At 63.0% G+C, this 17,981-nt stretch carries 12 protein-coding genes; 2 read left to right on the top strand and 10 right to left on the bottom strand.

What is annotated here, in order from left to right; translation table 11 throughout:
• Window positions 1–43 precede the first annotated feature (43 nt).
• On the bottom strand, window positions 44–1,465 hold the full coding sequence (gene hldE / locus AB1N67_RS02415; RefSeq protein ID WP_043207322.1) for a bifunctional D-glycero-beta-D-manno-heptose-7-phosphate kinase/D-glycero-beta-D-manno-heptose 1-phosphate adenylyltransferase HldE: 1,422 nt from the start codon (window positions 1,463–1,465) through the stop codon (window positions 44–46).
• A gap of 132 nt (window positions 1,466–1,597) precedes the next feature.
• On the bottom strand, window positions 1,598–3,406 hold the full coding sequence (msbA, locus tag AB1N67_RS02410; protein WP_043207321.1) for a lipid A export permease/ATP-binding protein MsbA: 1,809 nt from the start codon (window positions 3,404–3,406) through the stop codon (window positions 1,598–1,600).
• 224 nt (window positions 3,407–3,630) lie between these two features.
• Here msbA and AB1N67_RS02405 point away from each other — a divergent pair, with 224 nt between their 5' ends.
• On the top strand, window positions 3,631–4,236 hold the full coding sequence (locus AB1N67_RS02405) for a toluene tolerance protein (protein WP_043207317.1): 606 nt from the start codon (window positions 3,631–3,633) through the stop codon (window positions 4,234–4,236).
• Between the two features lie 138 nt (window positions 4,237–4,374).
• On the opposite strand, the gene AB1N67_RS02400 is transcribed toward AB1N67_RS02405, so the two are convergent.
• The 7 genes from AB1N67_RS02400 to putP all read right to left on the bottom strand — a co-directional run bounded on the left by AB1N67_RS02400 (window position 4,375) and on the right by putP (window position 13,193).
• Complete coding sequence (locus AB1N67_RS02400; protein ID WP_043207315.1) at window positions 4,375–5,331, bottom strand: glycosyltransferase; 957 nt, start codon at window positions 5,329–5,331, stop codon at window positions 4,375–4,377.
• Between the two features lie 28 nt (window positions 5,332–5,359).
• Entirely contained in the window at window positions 5,360–6,775 is a 1,416-nt protein-coding gene (locus AB1N67_RS02395; protein WP_182817058.1) for a PIG-L deacetylase family protein, read from the bottom strand.
• Window positions 6,772–7,668 carry an antimicrobial resistance protein Mig-14 gene (locus AB1N67_RS02390; RefSeq protein ID WP_182817056.1) on the bottom strand — a complete coding sequence of 299 codons (897 nt, stop codon included), beginning with the start codon at window positions 7,666–7,668 and terminating at the stop codon, window positions 6,772–6,774. The genes AB1N67_RS02395 and AB1N67_RS02390 overlap by 4 nt, the downstream gene beginning before the upstream one ends.
• Window positions 7,668–8,798: a glycosyltransferase gene (locus AB1N67_RS02385; RefSeq protein WP_182817054.1), complete on the bottom strand. Its 1,131-nt coding sequence runs from the start codon at window positions 8,796–8,798 to the stop codon at window positions 7,668–7,670. The genes AB1N67_RS02390 and AB1N67_RS02385 overlap by 1 nt, the downstream gene beginning before the upstream one ends.
• Window positions 8,782–10,539, bottom strand: coding sequence for a carbamoyltransferase (locus tag AB1N67_RS02380; protein WP_043207308.1), 1,758 nt, complete (start codon window positions 10,537–10,539; stop codon window positions 8,782–8,784). Before AB1N67_RS02380 ends, AB1N67_RS02385 begins: the two co-directional genes overlap by 17 nt.
• A 176-nt stretch (window positions 10,540–10,715) precedes the next feature.
• The gene (locus tag AB1N67_RS02375) at window positions 10,716–11,552 is read right to left on the bottom strand and encodes a 23S rRNA (adenine(2030)-N(6))-methyltransferase RlmJ (protein WP_367863507.1); all 837 of its coding nucleotides are present in this window, start codon (window positions 11,550–11,552) and stop codon (window positions 10,716–10,718) included.
• A gap of 162 nt (window positions 11,553–11,714) precedes the next feature.
• On the bottom strand, window positions 11,715–13,193 hold the full coding sequence (gene putP, locus AB1N67_RS02370) for a sodium/proline symporter PutP (protein WP_043207301.1): 1,479 nt from the start codon (window positions 13,191–13,193) through the stop codon (window positions 11,715–11,717).
• A gap of 354 nt (window positions 13,194–13,547) precedes the next feature.
• Here putP and putA point away from each other — a divergent pair, with 354 nt between their 5' ends.
• Window positions 13,548–17,501 (top strand): trifunctional transcriptional regulator/proline dehydrogenase/L-glutamate gamma-semialdehyde dehydrogenase, encoded by a 3,954-nt coding sequence (gene putA, locus AB1N67_RS02365; protein WP_367863506.1) that lies wholly within the window; start codon window positions 13,548–13,550, stop codon window positions 17,499–17,501.
• 76 nt (window positions 17,502–17,577) lie between these two features.
• On the opposite strand, the gene AB1N67_RS02360 is transcribed toward putA, so the two are convergent.
• Window positions 17,578–17,970: a hypothetical protein gene (locus tag AB1N67_RS02360; protein WP_367863505.1), complete on the bottom strand. Its 393-nt coding sequence runs from the start codon at window positions 17,968–17,970 to the stop codon at window positions 17,578–17,580.
• Window positions 17,971–17,981 lie beyond the last annotated feature (11 nt).

Here is a 17,981-nt window from a genome sequence, read left to right as displayed (position 1 = left end):
ATTGCGCTATGGGGGAATTGTCACGCGATACCTACGTTGCAGATCAGTGCTTGCGGATCTTCTCGACGATGGCGGTGGTCGAGCTGTTCTCCACCAGTCCCAGTACCTTCACGGTGCCACCGTAGGCCTTGACTATATCGGCGCCGACCACCTGGTCGATGCCATAGTCGCCGCCCTTGACCAGCACGTCCGGTTTGACCTGGCTGAGCAGGTTTTCCGGCGTGCCTTCAGGGAAACTGATGACCCAATCCACAGCCCCCAGGCCAGCCAGTACGGCCATGCGACGGTCGACACTGTTGATTGGACGACCCGGCCCTTTGAGACGGCTGACCGAAGCATCGTCATTGACCGCCACGATCAGGCGGTCACCTTGAGCGCGAGCCTGTTCCAGATAGGTCACATGCCCAGCGTGGAGAATGTCGAAACACCCGTTGGTGAAGACGATCTTTTCGTTGTGTGCCCGGGCATCATCAATGGCCAGCAGCAACTGGTCGAGGGTGAGCACGCCGCGCTCGGAGCCCTCTTCACGCTGGATCGCCCGGCGCAGCTCCGGCGCGCTGATGGCAGCGGTACCCAGTTTGCCGACCACGATACCTGCAGCCAGGTTGGCCAGCGCGACAGCGTGGGGAAGATCCTCGCCGGCGGCAATGGCTGCGGCCAGGGTCGAGATCACGGTATCGCCGGCACCGGTGACATCGAACACTTCACGGGCCCGGGCGGGCAGGTGCAGCGCCGGGTGCCCGGTGCGCAGCAGGGTCATGCCATGCTCGCCACGGGTCACGAGCAGCGCGCCCAGTTCCAGATCCTGGAGCAATTGCAGACCCTTGGCGACCAGTTCGGCCTCGTCGGCGCAACGACCTACGATCGTCTCGAACTCGCTGAGGTTCGGGGTGATCAGACTGGCGCCACGGTAGATGGAGAAGTCCTTGCCCTTGGGGTCGGCCAACACTGGAATGCCCTTGGCCCGCGCCGCCTGGATCAAGCTCTGATGGTTCTTCAGCGCCCCCTTGCCGTAGTCGGACAGGACCAGCACCTTGATGCCTTCGAGCAGCTCATCGACCTCCTCGCCCAACGACAACGGGTCGGTGGCGAACGGTTCTTCGAAATCGATGCGCAACAGCTGTTGGTGACGGCTCATGACCCGCAGCTTGACGATGGTCGGCTGATGAGCGATGCGCTGGAAGACCGAGCGCACACCTGCAGCCTGCAGGCTGTTGGCGAGGCTGTCGGCAGCCTCGTCCTGACCGGTCACGCCGACCAGCGAGGCAGGCGCGCCAAGGGCAGCGATGTTCAGTGCGACGTTGGCCGCGCCGCCGGGGCGATCCTCGATCTGCTCGACCTTGACCACCGGCACCGGTGCTTCGGGAGAGATCCGCGAGGTACCGCCATGCCAGTAGCGGTCGAGCATGACATCACCGACCACCAGGACCGGGGCTTGATCGAAACGCGGCATGGACAACTTCATGGGCAACCCATATGAAAAATAATGAACAGGGGCAGGATATTAGCACAGGGTCGGCGACGGCTTTATGGCCAGCTGCGATCTGTGCGTTACCAATGATGATCGGGGCCGAGAGGGCCCCGATTCAGAGGGGGGTCAGGTGATATCGGCCTTTTCCGGCTCATCCAGCCCCATGGCGTGCAAGCGGGCATAATGGCCATTGGCCTGGAGCAGCTCGGCGTGGGTGCCACGCTCCACCAGGCGGCCTTGGTCCATGACCAGAATCAGGTCGGCCTTCTCGATGGTCGACAGGCGGTGGGCGATCACCAGGGTAGTGCGGCCTTCCATCACGTGGTCCAACGCCGCCTGGATGTGCCGCTCGGATTCGGTATCCAGTGCCGAGGTCGCCTCGTCGAGGATCAGCAGCGGTGCGTTCTTGAGCAGTGCGCGGGCAATCGCCAAGCGCTGGCGCTGGCCACCGGAAAGCAGCACGCCGTTCTCGCCGACTTCGGTGTCGAAACCCTTGGGTAGCTGGTCGACGAAATCCTTGGCGTAGGCATCGGCAGCCGCCGCCTCGATCGCCTCACGCGGCGCACCGGCCAGGTCGCCATAGGCGATGTTGTTGGCCACGGTATCGTTGAACAGAGTGACGTGCTGCGTCACCTGGGACACATGTCGACGCAGATTGCGCAGTCGGTATTGTTCGATCTCCACGCCATCGAGCAGGATCTGCCCCTGATCATGGTGATAGAAGCGTGGAATCAGCGCCGCCAGCGTGGACTTGCCGCTGCCGGAACGCCCAACCAGTGCGATCATCTGCCCAGGCTCGGCGGTAAAGCTGATGTCGCTCAGTACCTGGCGCTCGGTCCCTGGGTAGGTGAAGCTGAGGTTGCGCACCTCCAGGCGGCCTTCCACCTTGTCCTTTTCCACGGTACCGGTGTCCACCTCGGGCTTCTCGTCCAACTGCTCGAAGATGCTCTCGGCGCCGGCCAGGCCCTTCTGGATGGTCGAGCTGACTTCCGAAAGCTGGCGGATCGGCTTGGGCAGCAGGCCCGCGGCGGTGATGTAAGCCACCAGGTCGCCCGCCGAAGCATCGCCACGCAGGAACAGCACCAGGAACATCAGCGCGGCCATGGCGCTGTAGATCACCAGCTGCAGCATCGGCGTGTACAGCGCGCCGGTCTTGGTCATGCGCAGTTGTTTGTCCGTATTGCTCTGGCTGGCGTTGCTGAAGCGACGCTGCTCGTAGGCCTCGCCGCCGAAGCTGCGGACCACGCGATAGCCCTGGATGGTCTCGGAGGCTACATGGGTGACGTCCCCCATGGCCACCTGGATCTTCTTGCTCTGCTTGCGAAACTTCTTGCTCGCGGTGCTGACCATCAGGGCGATGACCGGCAGGATGGCAACCATCACCAAGGTCAGCTTCCAGTTCATCCACAGCAGGTAGGCGAACAGGAACACCACGGTCAGGCCTTCGCGAATCACCACTTTGATCGCATCGGTGGCGGCGCCGGTGACCATGGTCACGTTGAAGGTGATGCGGGAAATCAGGTGACCGGAGTTGTGGCTGTCGAAATAGCGGTTCGGCAGCACCAACAGCTTGTTGAACAACTCCACCCGCAGGTCATGCACCAACCCCAGGGAGACCTTGGCCAAGTAGTAGTTGCCCAGGAACGAGCCCAGGCCCTGCCAGGCTGCGATCAGGATGATCAGCAACGGCACGGCCTGCAGCAACTGCATGTCTTTGAGGTAGGGCACGTCCGGGAACAGGACCGCCTGTGGATCGCTCAATCCATCGACGAAATACTTGAGAATCCCCGCCAGCATCGGCTGGGTGGAGGCGAAGATCACGAAGCCCACGATACTCAGCAGGAAAATGCCGATATAGGGTTTGACGTAGCTCAGCAGCCGGAAGTAGATCTTCAGGCTGGAGGTTTGCTCCGCCGGTAGCGGTGTTTCGGCCATCATCGAGCTCGCTGTTCAGGTTGAACCGGAAATTTTAACACAGGGTTTGTCCAGGGCACCCGTCGGGGCAGCACCAGACCCACATGACCAGCCTCTTCGCAGGCCGGCGCAATGCTTCTTGGCTTCGATCCCTGAAACAATCCAACGCCACCATCATGGTACTGGCGCGTTATTTTCGGCATTATTGCCGGTCATTTTGCTTGCCAGACGACAAGGCCCTACCCATGCAATGCTCCCGGCTCTCCCAGGTCGACTTCGATCAGCTGACACTCGGTGCCAAGGTTCTAGAGGCAGATAGCTACGGCGCCAAAGTCTACCTGCTAGGGAATGGCAATATCCTTAAAATCTTTCGTCGCAAGCGTTTGATTTCATCTGCATTGTTGCGCCCCTACTCGCAACGCTTCGTCGAGAATGCGGCACGCCTGACGCAACTGGGGATCCCGACCCTGCAGGTGATCAGCCACCACAAGCTCGAACTGCCAGGACGCACCGCCGTGCTGTACCGCCCACTGCCGGGCGAAACACTGCTGCAGCTGTCGCGCAAACCTGGGTTCAGTTGGGACGCCCTTATGCCTCAACTGATCGAGTTGATCCGTCACTTGCACCGTTCGGGCATTTATTTCCGCTCGTTGCACCTGGGTAACGTGGTAATGACACCCGACCAGCGCCTTGGGCTGATCGATGTGGCGGACATGCGCTTCCTGCGTGCACCGCTTTCGGCGCGAATGGTTCGGCGCAACGTCCAGCACATGGCGCGCTACATCGAGCGAGAAAAACTCGCCAATCAGTTCCCCGTCGCCGATTTCGAGGCTGCCCTGCTGGCCCATTGAGGCCTGCTAATCGATAGCGGCTGTCAGGTCCTGGGGCCGCTTCGCCAGCACCTACCAAGACTGCGCTGGGCCGCACACCGGCCCCGGCAGCTGGAAGCCGCTGGAAGCCGCCGCCGAGCCCCAGGTAATAGAAGCCGGTCAGAATCCCAGTGCCAGGCGCAGACGCTGCCAACGGGTCAGCGGCGGATGCGGACGCAGCGCAGGTACCAGATGCTCGACGATGCTGCGTCCTACCTGGGCGAAGCTAAAGCGTGACACCGCAAGCTCACGACCATTACGCGCGATGCGCTCGGCAAGTTCGGGGTCGTTGCGCAGTACCGCCAATTTCTCCCGCAAGGTCGGAATGCTGTCGTACAGCACCACGTTGTGCATGTCCTCAAGACCCAGTGCACGGTTCTCCGCCTCGCCCTGGTCATAGGCCAGCAGCACGCAGCCACAGGCCATGGCCTCGAAGTTCTTGATCATATATTCGCCCATGCCCACATCGGCGCTGACGAAGAAGCGAATGCGGTTGAGCGTATTGCAGTAGTCCTCGCCGGACTTGGTGCGGGTGACCACCAGGTTCTCCACCTGACCCAGCTCATCGAGCAACGCCTTGCGACCACTGTAGGCGACGCTTCCAGTGCTGCCGACGAAGGCCAGCTCGATATCGCGCTCGCGCCCCTGGTCTGTGAGCAATTGCTCGTCGTAACCCTTGGGCACGAACACTGCGTCGAAACCTTCCTGGCGCAGGCGCTCGCTGACCATATAGCCGGAGCTGATCACCCGAGCCCACGGCAACTGGCGATAATGCGCACTGAACTTGCCGGTGTACTTGCACGGTATGTAGTTCTGGTAGGCGTCGTGCTCGAGAATCACCAGGTTGGGCACGCTGCGGATGAACGGGACCTGGCGGATCTCCTGCTTGAAGCGTAGGAAGAACACGATCCGGTCATAGCGCGTGACATCCACCTCGCGCTTGAAGTAGCGGCGCAGGTTGCGCTGGTCCTCGCTGCTCAGCCAGCGCAGGTCGCAATCGCAATTGGCGGCCACCCCATCGTACAGGCGGTCGAGGATCGCCCGTTGCTCCTTCTGCACCAGAAATAGGACTTTCATTGCTTTGCTTGGGCCTCTGCGCCTTCAATCATTCGTCGCGCTCAAACGTGCGACGCCAGAACAGCTCGTGGCGGCGTACCGCCTTGCGGAAGAATTCGTTCTCGCCATAAGGCGATGGCTTGCGTCCGGCCAGCCAGCGTTGCAGGGCACGCCGCAAGCGACGCTTGAACGGCGCGCTGGGCTGCAGGTCATGCATCATGCCCAAGGCCATGGCCTTGTCGCGTTGGATGGCAAGACTCAATACCTGGCTGCAGGGTGCCCAGACCTGGTCGGCACTCAACTGCGGGGGCAAGGCAACGCCGTCGCCGCTGTCACCCATCGGCCAGCGGTCATTGTCGTGCAGGTGGTTGGCGTAGCACAGCAGCGTCTCGGGCTGCCAGTCCAGGCCCTGCAACGCTTCGAGCACCGCCGCTTGGGCACAGATGTGATCCGGATGTGGATCGAGCTGTGGATGTGGCATCACCAGCACCTGGGGCCGCGCCCGCTCCAGGACGGCGCGCAGATCGGCCAGTAGGTTGTTCCAGGTCGGTGCACCATCGGCATCACCTGGCAAGTCGAAGGGGTTGAATCGGCGGAAGGGGCGGATGTCGGCCATGTCCGCCTCACGCGAGCCCACCGGCATGTCCGGCGCCGCTTGCATCGCCGGCAATTGCAGACAGAAATAGCCCAACTGCACACAGCGCGCCTCAGGCACGCCCGCCCAGCGCGGCACCGCGATGCTGTCCCAGGCGCGCAGACGGCCCTTCAGGCGCGCCGCCTCAGCCTTGGGCAGGCCCATCTGCTGATAGTGCTCGGCCTCGATCTCACCTGCGGTCAGGGTGACCACCCAGGCTTCTTCGGCCTGGCTATACAGGCCATAGGCAGCAAGCTCAGCGTCATCTGCATGGGGTGCGATGACCATCACACGGCGCTTGTGCAATTCAACCGAGGGGGTTATCCACAGGCGAGGCTCGCCGACCAGCCGACAGTGGCGACCGCGCAAACGCAAGACACCCGCCATCAGGGGCGCGGCGAAACCGGTCAGGTTCAGGAAGCGGACACCATCGACGCCGCGTTCGAAAGTCTGGCAGTCCTGCTCGGACTCACCATCAAGCAGCACCTGCGGGTCGAGAAAACGCCCCAACCAGTTGGCTTTGACCCGTACTTCGAGGATCAGCGTCTCATCGCCTGCCAGTGGCACATCGACCTGGAGCCGGTCACCCTGAAGCCGCGCAGCGGCCTGGCGGGTCAATTCGCCGAAGCGGTAGGCATAGTCTTCGGAGGGCGAATAGAACAGGTGATCAGCGAACCAGGCCTCGTGGGCAATCCACACCAGCGGCAATAGCACCAGTGGCAGCCACCACCAAGTCAATACCCCCAGGGCGGCCAGCACCATGAGCCCGGCCAGCAGCCCCAGGCGCTTGTTGCGCCGATGGCGTTTGAGCAACTGCTGCTTGCGGCTCACGACTGGAACACCGGCACCGGGTTGCACCAGCGGTCCTTGTACTCGCGGTCGGCGCGACCGAAGGAGAATCGCAGCGGTTTGTTGCGCGCCCTGGCGTCCTCCCAGGCAGCCTGGGTATTGAGGAAGCTCAGGACGCTGCCCGGGCTGAAGGCCTTGGTCTCTGGGTCGACACCGCCGTTGATGTATTCGACGCTGATCCATTCCGGCGCCTCGACCCGGTACACCAGCTGGATCGCGATCGGCGCCCCATCGAGCAGCAACACCGAGCCGATCAACAGGTCACGCAGGCGCTCCAGCACCTCAGCCATACGCGCCGCGCCCGTGGCCGGGAACCCCCAGCGGCGCATGAACAGGTCGCAGTAGATGGCGGCAATTTCGGTCGCGCTGAAGTCGCTGATCGGCCGCACCACACCGCCCGCCTCTTCCAGCAGGCGCAGCTCGCGGCGCTGGTTGTAACGGAACTTCTTCGACAAGTCTTCATGGGCACGGGCCATGGCCAACTGCTCGGCTTGCGCCTTGAGCCCAGTGAATCGACCTTGGTTCAACTCGGAAAGATAACGCGCCGCATGGCGCAGTGGCGCACTGGCATCGGGAGCTGCGGGCAGGATGATTTCCGCATTGCCCAGGTCGAACAGCCCCTTCTTACCGTGGCGCTTGAGCACGTCCTTGGACAGCGCCAGGTGACGCCCCCAAGTCGGAATAGCAGCCTTGAGCTCGCCAGCGTGGTGCCAACCCAGGTAACGCACAGGGATCTGCGCCAGGTCCGCCAATTGCTCGACCACCTGCGGATGGGTGGCGACACTGCCGCCGAAACGATGCCAGGCATCGGCGTAGGCCTGACCGTCGATGACGGACCAGCCGCGCTCGCGCAGGGCCCGGATATGATTGAGCATCACGCCTCCGCCACCAATGCCCGCACCTGCGGCAAGGCCCAGAAGGCCTCGCGTACGGCCTGGTCGGAAAATCGCTCATGCAGGCGTTGTAGCATGTGTTCGGCGCACGCCTGGCGCTGCGCCGCATCCAGCCCGGCCATATGCTTCAGGCCTTGGGCCAGCTGAGCGGCATCCCCAAGCGGGAACAGCACGCCCACACCTTCAACCACCTCGAGGGCTCCACCACACGCCGTGGCGAGCAGCGGTACGCCGGCAACCATCGCCTCCAGCAGAACCATGCCGAACGGCTCATGGTCGGAGCTCAGGGCGAACACGTCGAACGCCTGGAAATAGCGCCGCGCATTGGGCACCTGGCCCAGAAAATCCACCTGACCGGCAATACCCAGCTGCGCCGCCTGCGCTTTGAGCGCAGCTTCCAGGCGGCCCTCTCCCAGGATCGCCAGACGGGCGCCAGCTGGCAGATCGGGTAGCGCCTCGGCAAAGCCGCGAAGCAAAGTGGCCTGGTCCTTGTCGGGATGCAGGCGACCGACGTTGCCGACGACCCAGGCCTGCGGATCGAGCCCCAGCGCCCGGCGCGCCTCCTCACGAGGCACCAGGCCGGCCTGCAGCCCCTGGACATCGATGCGGTTGTACAGTGTCTGGATTCGCTCGATCGGCCACTGCGCCAGGCAACGGCGCATGTCGTCACGCACCGCATCGGAAACGCCGAGCAGGCTCAGACGCTTTTTGAACAAGTTGGCGAACAGGCGCCGACCGCCGCGCTGGTAGTCACCGAACGCATGGTGCACGCCGATCACCGGCAGGCGGGTACCCAGCAGCGCCACATAGATCGGCTTGAAGCGGTGGGCGATGCAGAAGCTGAAGTCGCGGGCCGCGGCGATCTTGCGCAACGCGGCGATCGCGCCCAGCTTCAGGCCACGTACGGCCTTGGAGCTGAACTCCAGAAACAGCACTTCGTCCGACGCGCAGCCTGCGGCTACCTGGGGGTCGGCCTTTCCGGTGAGAAAGACCGTGGTGACCTTGTAGCCGCTGCCCTGGAACAGACTGGCATATTGACGGGCGCAATCGAGGAATGGCCCGTCATAGCCGTGGCAGAACTGCAGGACGCGCCGTTCAGAGCGGTTGGTCATAAGGCGCCGCGCCGTCCTTGACTACCAGGATGTCCTCCATGATCAGGTACTGCAGGTCCGAGCCGAAGAACATGTTCAGGGCATCGGTCGGCGAGCAGATCATGGGTTCGCCACGGCGGTTGAGCGACGTGTTCAGCGACACGCCGTTGCCGGTCAGGTCCTCGAGGGCCTTCATCATGTCGTAGTAACGCGGGTTGTATTCACGCTTGAGCACCTGGGCGCGAGAGGTGCCGTCCTCATGGACCACCTCTGGCACACGGGTTTTCCATTCCTCGGCGACCTCGAAGGTGAAGGTCATGAACGGCGCGGGGTGATCGACCTTGATCATCTGCGGCCCTACAGTGTCGAGCATCGACGGGCAGAAGGGTCTCCAGCGCTCGCGGAACTTGATCTGCTCGTTGATCCGGTCGGCCACGCCCGGCACGCTCGGGCAACCGATGATCGAACGACCACCCAGCGCACGCGGGCCGAACTCCATGCGGCCCTGGAACCAGGCCACTGGGTTGCCATCGACCATGATCTTGGCGATGCGCTGCGGCATGTCGTCGATCTTGCGCCATTTCGGTGCATTTGGATGACGGGCACAGGCGGCGATCACGTCTTCGTTGGAGTACGAAGGGCCGAGGTAGACGTGCTCCATCTTCTCGACCGGCACGCCGCGGGCGTGGGAAACATACGCTGCGGCACCGACGGCGGTACCGGCATCGCCCGAGGCAGGCTGCACGAACAGTTCCTTGACGTCTGGGCGGGCGATGATTTTCTGGTTGAGCTTGACGTTCAGCGCGCAACCGCCGGCGAAGGCGAGTTTGCCACCCTGCTTGAGGATGTCGCCCAGGTAGTAGTCGATCATTTGCAGCGCGAGCTTCTCGAACAGCGCCTGCATGCTCGCGGCGTAGTGGATGTATGGCTCGTCGGCGATGTCACCTTCGCGCTTGGGCCCCAGCCACTCGATCAGCTTGGGCGAGAAGTAGAAACCTTTGCCCTTCTCTTTATAGCGGCGCAGGCCAATGACGTTGGCGTACTCGGTGTTGATCACCAGCTCGCCGTTCTCGAAGCTGGCCAGACGGGAGAAGTCATACTTGCTGGCGTCGCCATAGGGCGCCATGCCCATGACCTTGAATTCGCCATCGAGCATCTCGAAACCGAGGAACTCGGTGATCGCGCCATACAGGCCACCCAGGGAGTCCGGATCGTAGAACTCCTTGATCTTGTGGATCTTGCCGTTCTCGCCGTAGCCGAAGAAGGTGGTGGCGTACTCGCCCTTGCCGTCGATACCCAGGATCGCGGTCTTTTCCTTGAAGCCCGAGCAGTGGTAGGCGCTGGAGGCGTGGGCCAGGTGGTGTTCGACCGGTTCGATCTTGATCTTCTTCGGGTCGAAGCCCAGTTGCTCCAGGCACCAGACGATCTTCTTGCGGTAACGCTTGTAGCGACGGTTGCCCATCAGGATCGCGTCGAGGGCGCGGTCCGGGGCGTACCAGTAGCGCTTGGCATAGTGCCAGCGCGCCTTGCCGAACAGGCTGATGGGGGCGAACGGAATGGCCACTACGTCGACGTCGGACGGCTTGATGCCGGCCTGCTCCAGGCAGAACTTCGCCGACTCGTAGGGCATGCGGTTCTTCGCATGCTTGTCACGCACGAAGCGCTCTTCTTCGGCGGCGGCAACCAGTTTGCCGTCGATGTACAGGGCCGCGGAAGGGTCATGGCTAAGGGCGCCGGACAGGCCAAGAATCGTCAATGCCAAGGGTCTAGCCTCTTCTTTCGGTAGGGATGCGCCATCGGCCTTGCAGGCGGATGGCGGCTAAAGGGCGGAATTATAACGCAAACAGCAGGGGGTGCGATTGCTGGAAGGGGCTACAGGAAGCAGCGCTGTACCACGAGCGAGTTCGCAGCCTGGCATGGCTGCGCAACAGGCCCTTGTCACTCGGCGATCAGCCAGTCCATGCGGAAGCTGCCGGCCGTTTGCGCCAGCTCCTTGGCCAACCACGGCAACAGCTCGCGCAGCTCCTCTTCCAGACCCCACGGCGGGTTGGCGATAGCCAGGCCCGAGCCATTGAGACCCTGGGGGCTGTCCTGATGATGGACATACAACTCGACCCGCAGCAGCTTGGGCGCCCCGGTGCTGGTGAGGTCTTGATAGAACCGCGTGAGCGATCGCTGATCCTTGATCGGGTACCAGATCGCAGCGACGGTCTGGCGCATGCGGCCGATCGCCTCTTTCATCGCCACGGTGCAGCGCTTGAGCTCATCGGCCTGCTCGAAAGGCGGGTCGATCAACATCACCGCGCGCTTCTCCTGCACCGGCAGCAATGCCCGAGGCACGTGCCAGCCCTCGCCCAGGTGCACGACCACCCGCGGGTCTTTCTTCATGTTTTCCTTGAGCAGCGGGCCGTCTTCGGGGTGCTTCTCGTTGAGTAGCGCCCGATCCTGCTGACGCATCAGGCGCCGCGCCAGCTCCGGGGATCCGGGGTAATAGCGCAGCTCGCCGTCCGGATTCAGGCGTTTGATGATTCGCAGGTAGTCAGCGGTGACGGCCGGCAGGTCTTCGCGATTCCACAGTCGGGCGACACCTTCGAGGTACTCACCGGTGCGGGTCGCCTGGTCACCCTGCAAATCATACAGACCGAGGCCGGCATGGGTATCGATGTAGGCGAACGACTGCTCCTTGCGCGACATCAGGGCGATGAGGCGAGTCAGCACGATGTGCTTGAGGACGTCGGCGTGATTGCCGGCGTGGAAGGCGTGACGATAGTTCATGGCAACTCCTGCGGGGGCGACAAGTTTACCTTGTCAGGCAGGCGGAGTCAGGCCTGGCTGTCGATCGGCGCATGCTGCACTCGCGGTCAAGCCCGCCCCCCAGGCAACTGGAGCCTGTGGGAACGGGCTTGCCGCGAACCAAGCAGCTGTCCTAACGCAGGATCACTTCTCGGCGTGATACGCCGCGTCGGCTTTCTCGAAGCGCGACACCATGCTGCCGGTCGGGGCACCCAGCTTGCTCACCACTACGATGGCGATGCTGGCGAACAGGAAGCCCGGAATGATTTCGTACAGACCCAGCCCAACGTAGTTCTTCCACAGAATCACCGTCAGGGCGCCGACCACGATACCGGCCAGTGCGCCGTTGCGGGTCATGCCCTTCCACAGCACGGAGATCAGCACGACCGGACCGAAAGCGGCACCGAAACCTGCCCATGCGTAGGCCACCAGGCCCAGTACGCGGTTTTCCGGATTGGCGGCCATGGCGATGGCGATCAGAGCCACAGCCAGCACCATCAGGCGGCCGACCCAGACCAGTTCACGCTGGGAAGCATTCTTGCGCAGGAAGGATTTGTAGAAATCTTCGGTCAGCGCGCTGGAGCACACCAGCAGCTGGCAGCTCAGGGTACTCATCACCGCAGCCAGGATGGCCGACAGCAAGACACCCGCGATCCAGGGGTTGAACAGGATCTTGGCCAGCTCGATGAACACACGCTCATGGTTCTCGGTGACAGGACCTGCGACCTCAGGGTGAGCCGAGAAGTAGGCGATACCGAAGAAACCGACGGCGCAGGTACCGGCCAGGCACAGGATCATCCAGGTCATGGAGATGCGACGGGCCTTGGCGATCGACTTGACCGAGTCGGCGGCCATGAAACGCGCCAGGATGTGAGGCTGACCGAAGTAGCCAAGGCCCCAGCCCATCAGCGAGATGATGCCGATGAAGGTCGCGCCGCGGAACATGTCGAAGTTGGCAGGGTTCTGCGCTTCGATGGCCAGGAAGGTGGTGTCAAAGCCACCCGTGGAGATCAGCACGATGATCGGAGTGAGGATCAGCGCGAAGATCATCAGCGAAGCCTGTACGGTGTCGGTCCAGCTCACCGCCAGGAAGCCACCGACGAAGGTGTAGGCGATAGTAGCGGCCGCGCCGGCCCACAGGGCGGTCTCGTAAGGCATGCCGAAGGTGCTTTCGAACAGGCGGGCACCGGCAACGATGCCGGAGGCGCAGTAGATGGTGAAGAACACCAGGATGACGATCGCCGAGATGACCCGCAGCAGACCGCTGTTGTCTTCGAAACGGCTGGAGAAGTAGTCCGGCAGGGTCAGGGCATCGCCATTGAACTCGGTCTGCACACGCAGGCGACCGGCGACGAACAGCCAGTTGAGGTAGGCGCCGACGGTCAGGCCGATGGCGATCCAGGCTTCGGAAAGACCCGCGAAATAGATAGCGCCCGGCAGGCCCATCAGCAGCCAGCCGCTCATGTCGGAGGCGCCGGCGGAAAGCGCGGTGACCACGCTACCAAGGCTGCGACCGCCCAGGATGTAGTCGGAGAGGTTCTTGGTGGAGCGATAGGCGGCGAAGCCGATCAGCACCATTGCCGCAATGTAGATCACGAAGGTGATCGTGAGTGGATTGCCCATGGTTGTGCCCTGGCGTTGTTTTTATGTTTTGCGACCGCCGGCAAGGCGGTTGCACCTAGGCGGCGCATCCTATGCAACAACACGAACGAGGTGCAACCATTTTTCATTTGCAAGTTGCACCTACACCTGCATTTTCAGACAAAACCGCTTCTTTGCACCTTTTTGTTTCAAAAACCGGGTTTTCCATAATAAAAAGCACCAAGAAAGTACATTTTTCTGCCACCCATGGAGCCGTCGGACGAGTTGCACCTACGCCGATCAAAAAACGGGTTGCACCCGGTTGCACCCGGATTGTCCTACAGCTAATCTTGCCGCCAGCTTAGGCCACATCCGTGGCAATAACGAGGATAAGAAATGGCGACGACCACCCTTGGGGTCAAACTCGACGACCCGACCCGTGAGCGACTCAAAGCAGCTGCGCAGTCCATCGACCGCACGCCGCACTGGTTGATCAAGCAAGCGATCTTCAACTATCTGGAGAAGCTCGAGGGTGGCGCCACCCTGAACGAACTCAACGGCCATGCCGCCAGCCTCGGCGACGATGCCGGCGACGTCCAGCCCGACCACAGCCACCAGTGCTTCCTCGAATTCGCTGAAAGCATCCTGCCGCAATCGGTCCTGCGCTCGGCCATCACTGCCGCCTACCGTCGCCCGGAACCTGAAGTTGTGCCGATGCTGCTGGAGCAGGCGCGTCTCTCCACCGAGCAGGCCGAGGCCACCAACAAGCTGGCGGCCGGCATCGCCGAGAAACTGCGCAACCAGAAGAGCGCCAGCGGCCGCGCCGGCATCGTCCAGGGCCTGCTGCAAGAATTCTCCCTGTCGTCCCAGGAAGGCGTGGCGCTGATGTGCCTGGCCGAGGCGCTATTGCGCATCCCGGACAAAGGCACCCGTGACGCCCTGATCCGTGACAAGATCAGCACCGGCAACTGGCAGCCGCACCTGGGCAACAGTCCGTCGCTGTTCGTCAATGCCGCCACCTGGGGCCTGCTGCTGACCGGCAAGCTGGTCTCCACCCACAACGAATCCGGCCTGACCTCCTCGCTCACCCGCATCATCGGCAAGAGCGGCGAACCGATGATCCGCAAGGGCGTCGACATGGCCATGCGCCTGATGGGCGAACAGTTCGTCACCGGCGAGACCATCGCCGAGGCCCTGGCCAACGCCAGCAAGTTCGAAGCCAAGGGCTTCCGTTACTCCTACGACATGCTCGGCGAGGCCGCCCTGACCGAGCACGACGCCCAGAAGTACCTGGCCTCCTATGAGCAGGCGATTCACTCGATCGGCAAAGCCTCCCACGGCCGTGGCATCTATGAAGGCCCAGGCATCTCCATCAAGCTCTCCGCCCTGCACCCGCGCTACAGCCGCGCCCAGTACGAGCGCGTGATGGAGGAGCTGTACCCGCGCCTGCTGTCGTTGACTCAACTGGCCAAGCAGTACGACATCGGCCTGAACATCGACGCCGAGGAAGCCGACCGCCTGGAGCTGTCCCTGGACCTGCTCGAGCGCCTGTGCTTCGAGCCATCGCTGGCTGGCTGGAACGGCATCGGCTTCGTCATCCAGGCCTACCAGAAGCGCTGCCCGTACGTGATCGACTACGTCATCGACCTGGCCAAGCGCAGCCGCCACCGCCTGATGATCCGTCTGGTCAAGGGCGCCTACTGGGATAGCGAGATCAAGCGCGCCCAGGTCGAGGGCCTGGAAGGCTACCCGGTCTACACCCGCAAGGTGTACACCGACGTCTCCTACATCGCCTGCGCTCGCAAGCTGCTGTCGGTACCGGAAGCCATCTATCCACAATTCGCCACCCACAACGCCCACACCCTGTCGGCCATCTACCACATTGCCGGCCAGAACTACTACCCAGGCCAGTACGAGTTCCAGTGCCTGCACGGCATGGGCGAACCGCTGTACGAGCAGGTGGTGGGCAAGGTCTCCGAAGGCAAGCTGAATCGTCCATGCCGCGTGTACGCCCCGGTCGGCACCCACGAAACCCTGCTGGCCTACCTGGTCCGTCGTCTGCTGGAAAACGGTGCGAACACCTCGTTCGTCAACCGCATCGCCGACCACTCGATCTCGATCCAGGAACTGGTCGCCGATCCGGTCGCCAGCATCGAGCGCATGGGCACCCAGGAGGGCAGCATCGGCCTGCCGCATCCGCGCATTCCTATGCCGCGTGAACTGTATGGCAGCGAGCGGGCCAACTCGGCCGGCATCGACATGGCCAACGAACACCGCCTGGCGTCGCTGTCCTGCGCACTGCTGGCCACTGCCCACAATGACTGGAAAGCGGCCCCGCTGCTGGCCTGCGCCGCCAGCGAGCAACCTGCCGTGCAAGTGCTCAACCCGGCCGACCACCGCGATGTCGTCGGTCACGTGCAGGAAGCCACTGTCGAGGACGTCGACAATGCCATCCAGTGCGCACTCAACGCCGCTCCGATCTGGCAGGCCACGCCGCCAGCCGAACGCGCCGCGATCCTCGAACGCGCCGCCGACCTGATGGAAGCCGATATCCAGCCGCTGATGGGCCTGCTGGTGCGCGAAGCCGGCAAGACCTACGCCAACGCCATCGCCGAAGTGCGCGAAGCGGTGGACTTCCTGCGCTACTACGCGGTGCAGGCACGCAACGATTTCAGCAATGACAGCTGCCGCCCGCTTGGGCCGGTGGTGTGCATCAGTCCGTGGAACTTCCCGCTGGCGATCTTCTCCGGCCAGGTCGCCGCGGCCCTGGCCGCCGGCAACCCGGTCCTGGCCAAGCCTGCCGAACAGACCCCGCTGGTCGCCGCCCAGGCTGTGCGCCTGCTGCTGGAAGCCGGTATCCCTGAAGGCGTGCTGCAACTGCTGCCAGGCCGCGGCGAAACCGTCGGTGCCGGCCTGGTCGGTGACGAGCGCGTCAAAGGCGTGATGTTCACCGGTTCCACCGAAGTCGCTCGCCTGCTGCAACGCAACATTGCTGGCCGCCTGGATAACCAAGGCCGTCCGATTCCGCTGATCGCCGAGACCGGCGGCCAGAACGCCATGATCGTCGACTCCTCGGCCCTGACCGAGCAGGTGGTCATTGACGTGGTGTCCTCCGCGTTCGACAGCGCCGGCCAGCGCTGCTCGGCACTGCGTGTGCTGTGCCTGCAGGAAGACTCCGCCGACCGCGTGATCGAGATGCTCAAGGGCGCCATGGCCGAAAGCCGCCTGGGCAACCCGGAACGTCTGTCCGTGGACATCGGCCCGGTCATCGACGCCGAAGCCAAGGCAGGCATCGAGAAGCACATCCAGGGCATGCGCGACAAAGGTCGTACGGTCTACCAGGTCGCCATCGCCGAAGGTGAAGAGATCAAGCGCGGCACCTTCGTGATGCCGACCTTGATCGAGCTCGAAAGCTTCGACGAACTCAAGCGTGAGATCTTCGGACCGGTCCTGCACGTGGTGCGCTACAACCGCAAGGACCTCGACCAGTTGATCGAGCAGATCAACGCCTCCGGCTACGGCCTGACCCTGGGCGTGCACACCCGCATCGACGAGACCATCGCCAAGGTGGTGGACAACGTCAATGCCGGCAACATGTACGTCAACCGCAACATCGTCGGCGCCGTGGTCGGCGTCCAGCCGTTCGGTGGCGAAGGCCTGTCCGGCACTGGCCCGAAAGCCGGCGGTCCGCTCTACCTGTACCGCCTGCTGTCGACCCGCCCGGCCGACGCCATCGCCCGCCACTTCCAGCGTGTCGACGGCGAAGGCAAGGTCGATACTGTCCTGCGCGACCAACTGATCAAGCCGCTGCACACCCTCAAGACCTGGGCTGCCAGCAGCCAGATGGGTGAGCTGGCCAGCCTGTGCGACCAGTTCGCCGCCCAGTCCCAGAGCGGTATCAGCCGCGTGCTGCCCGGCCCGACCGGCGAGCGCAACACCTATACCGTGTTGCCACGTGAGCACGTGCTCTGCCTGGCCGACAACGATGCCGACCTGCTGGCCCAACTGGCTGCCGTACTGGCCGTGGGCAGCTCGGCGGTATGGGCCGACGCAGAACCCGGCAAGAGCCTGCGTGCCCGCCTGCCGAAGGAGCTGCAGGCCAAGGTCAAGCTGGTGGCCGACTGGCAGAAGGACGACGTCGCCTTCGATGCCGTCATCCACCACGGCGACTCCGACCAGCTGCGCGGCGTGTGCGAGCAAGTGGCCAAGCGCGCCGGCGCCATCGTCGGCGTCCATGGTCTCTCCAGCGGCGACCACCAGATCGCTCTGGAGCGTCTGGTAATCGAGCGCGCCGTGAGCGTCAACACCGCAGCAGCAGGTGGCAACGCCAGCCTCATGACCATCGGCTGATCCAACGCGGTAAACGAAAAAGGAGAGCTTCGGCTCTCCTTTTTTATGTTTACAACGCCAGATTCCCGCTCACCCATCAGGTGGACATCTGGTTTCTACCGAAGAACCAGAGGGTCCAGATTTTGAACAGCTCACACGCCAGCACGATCAAAAAGAACATCAGCGGATGTGCTGACGCTTGATAGCCCTCGTACAGATAGAAGACCGAAACAGAGGGAATGAAAAAGAGCAGCCTGGGCGGTAGTTGCAACCCCACCAGCCATTTCACGGCATTGCGCTGGGTGAAAAACAGCGCACAACTGATGCCCACTGACACCAGCAGGCCCAAGCGCAAGGCAAAAAGCACCGCGGTCGCCGTACCTTCGTCGCTGGCGACCACAGCAATCCGCAGCGCGTCGGAAACGAATGGAATCCTGTCGCTGGCGATCGCTTTGAATATGTAGTCGATTAACAACAGGGCATCGAACATGCCCCAGCACC

Origin of the sequence: Pseudomonas guariconensis, assembly GCF_040822035.1 — a bacterium.
GTDB classification, from domain to species: Bacteria; Pseudomonadota; Gammaproteobacteria; order Pseudomonadales; family Pseudomonadaceae; genus Aquipseudomonas; species Aquipseudomonas guariconensis.
The sequence above is the reverse complement of the archived record's forward strand: the minus strand, read 5'-3'. Positions and strand labels throughout refer to the sequence as shown.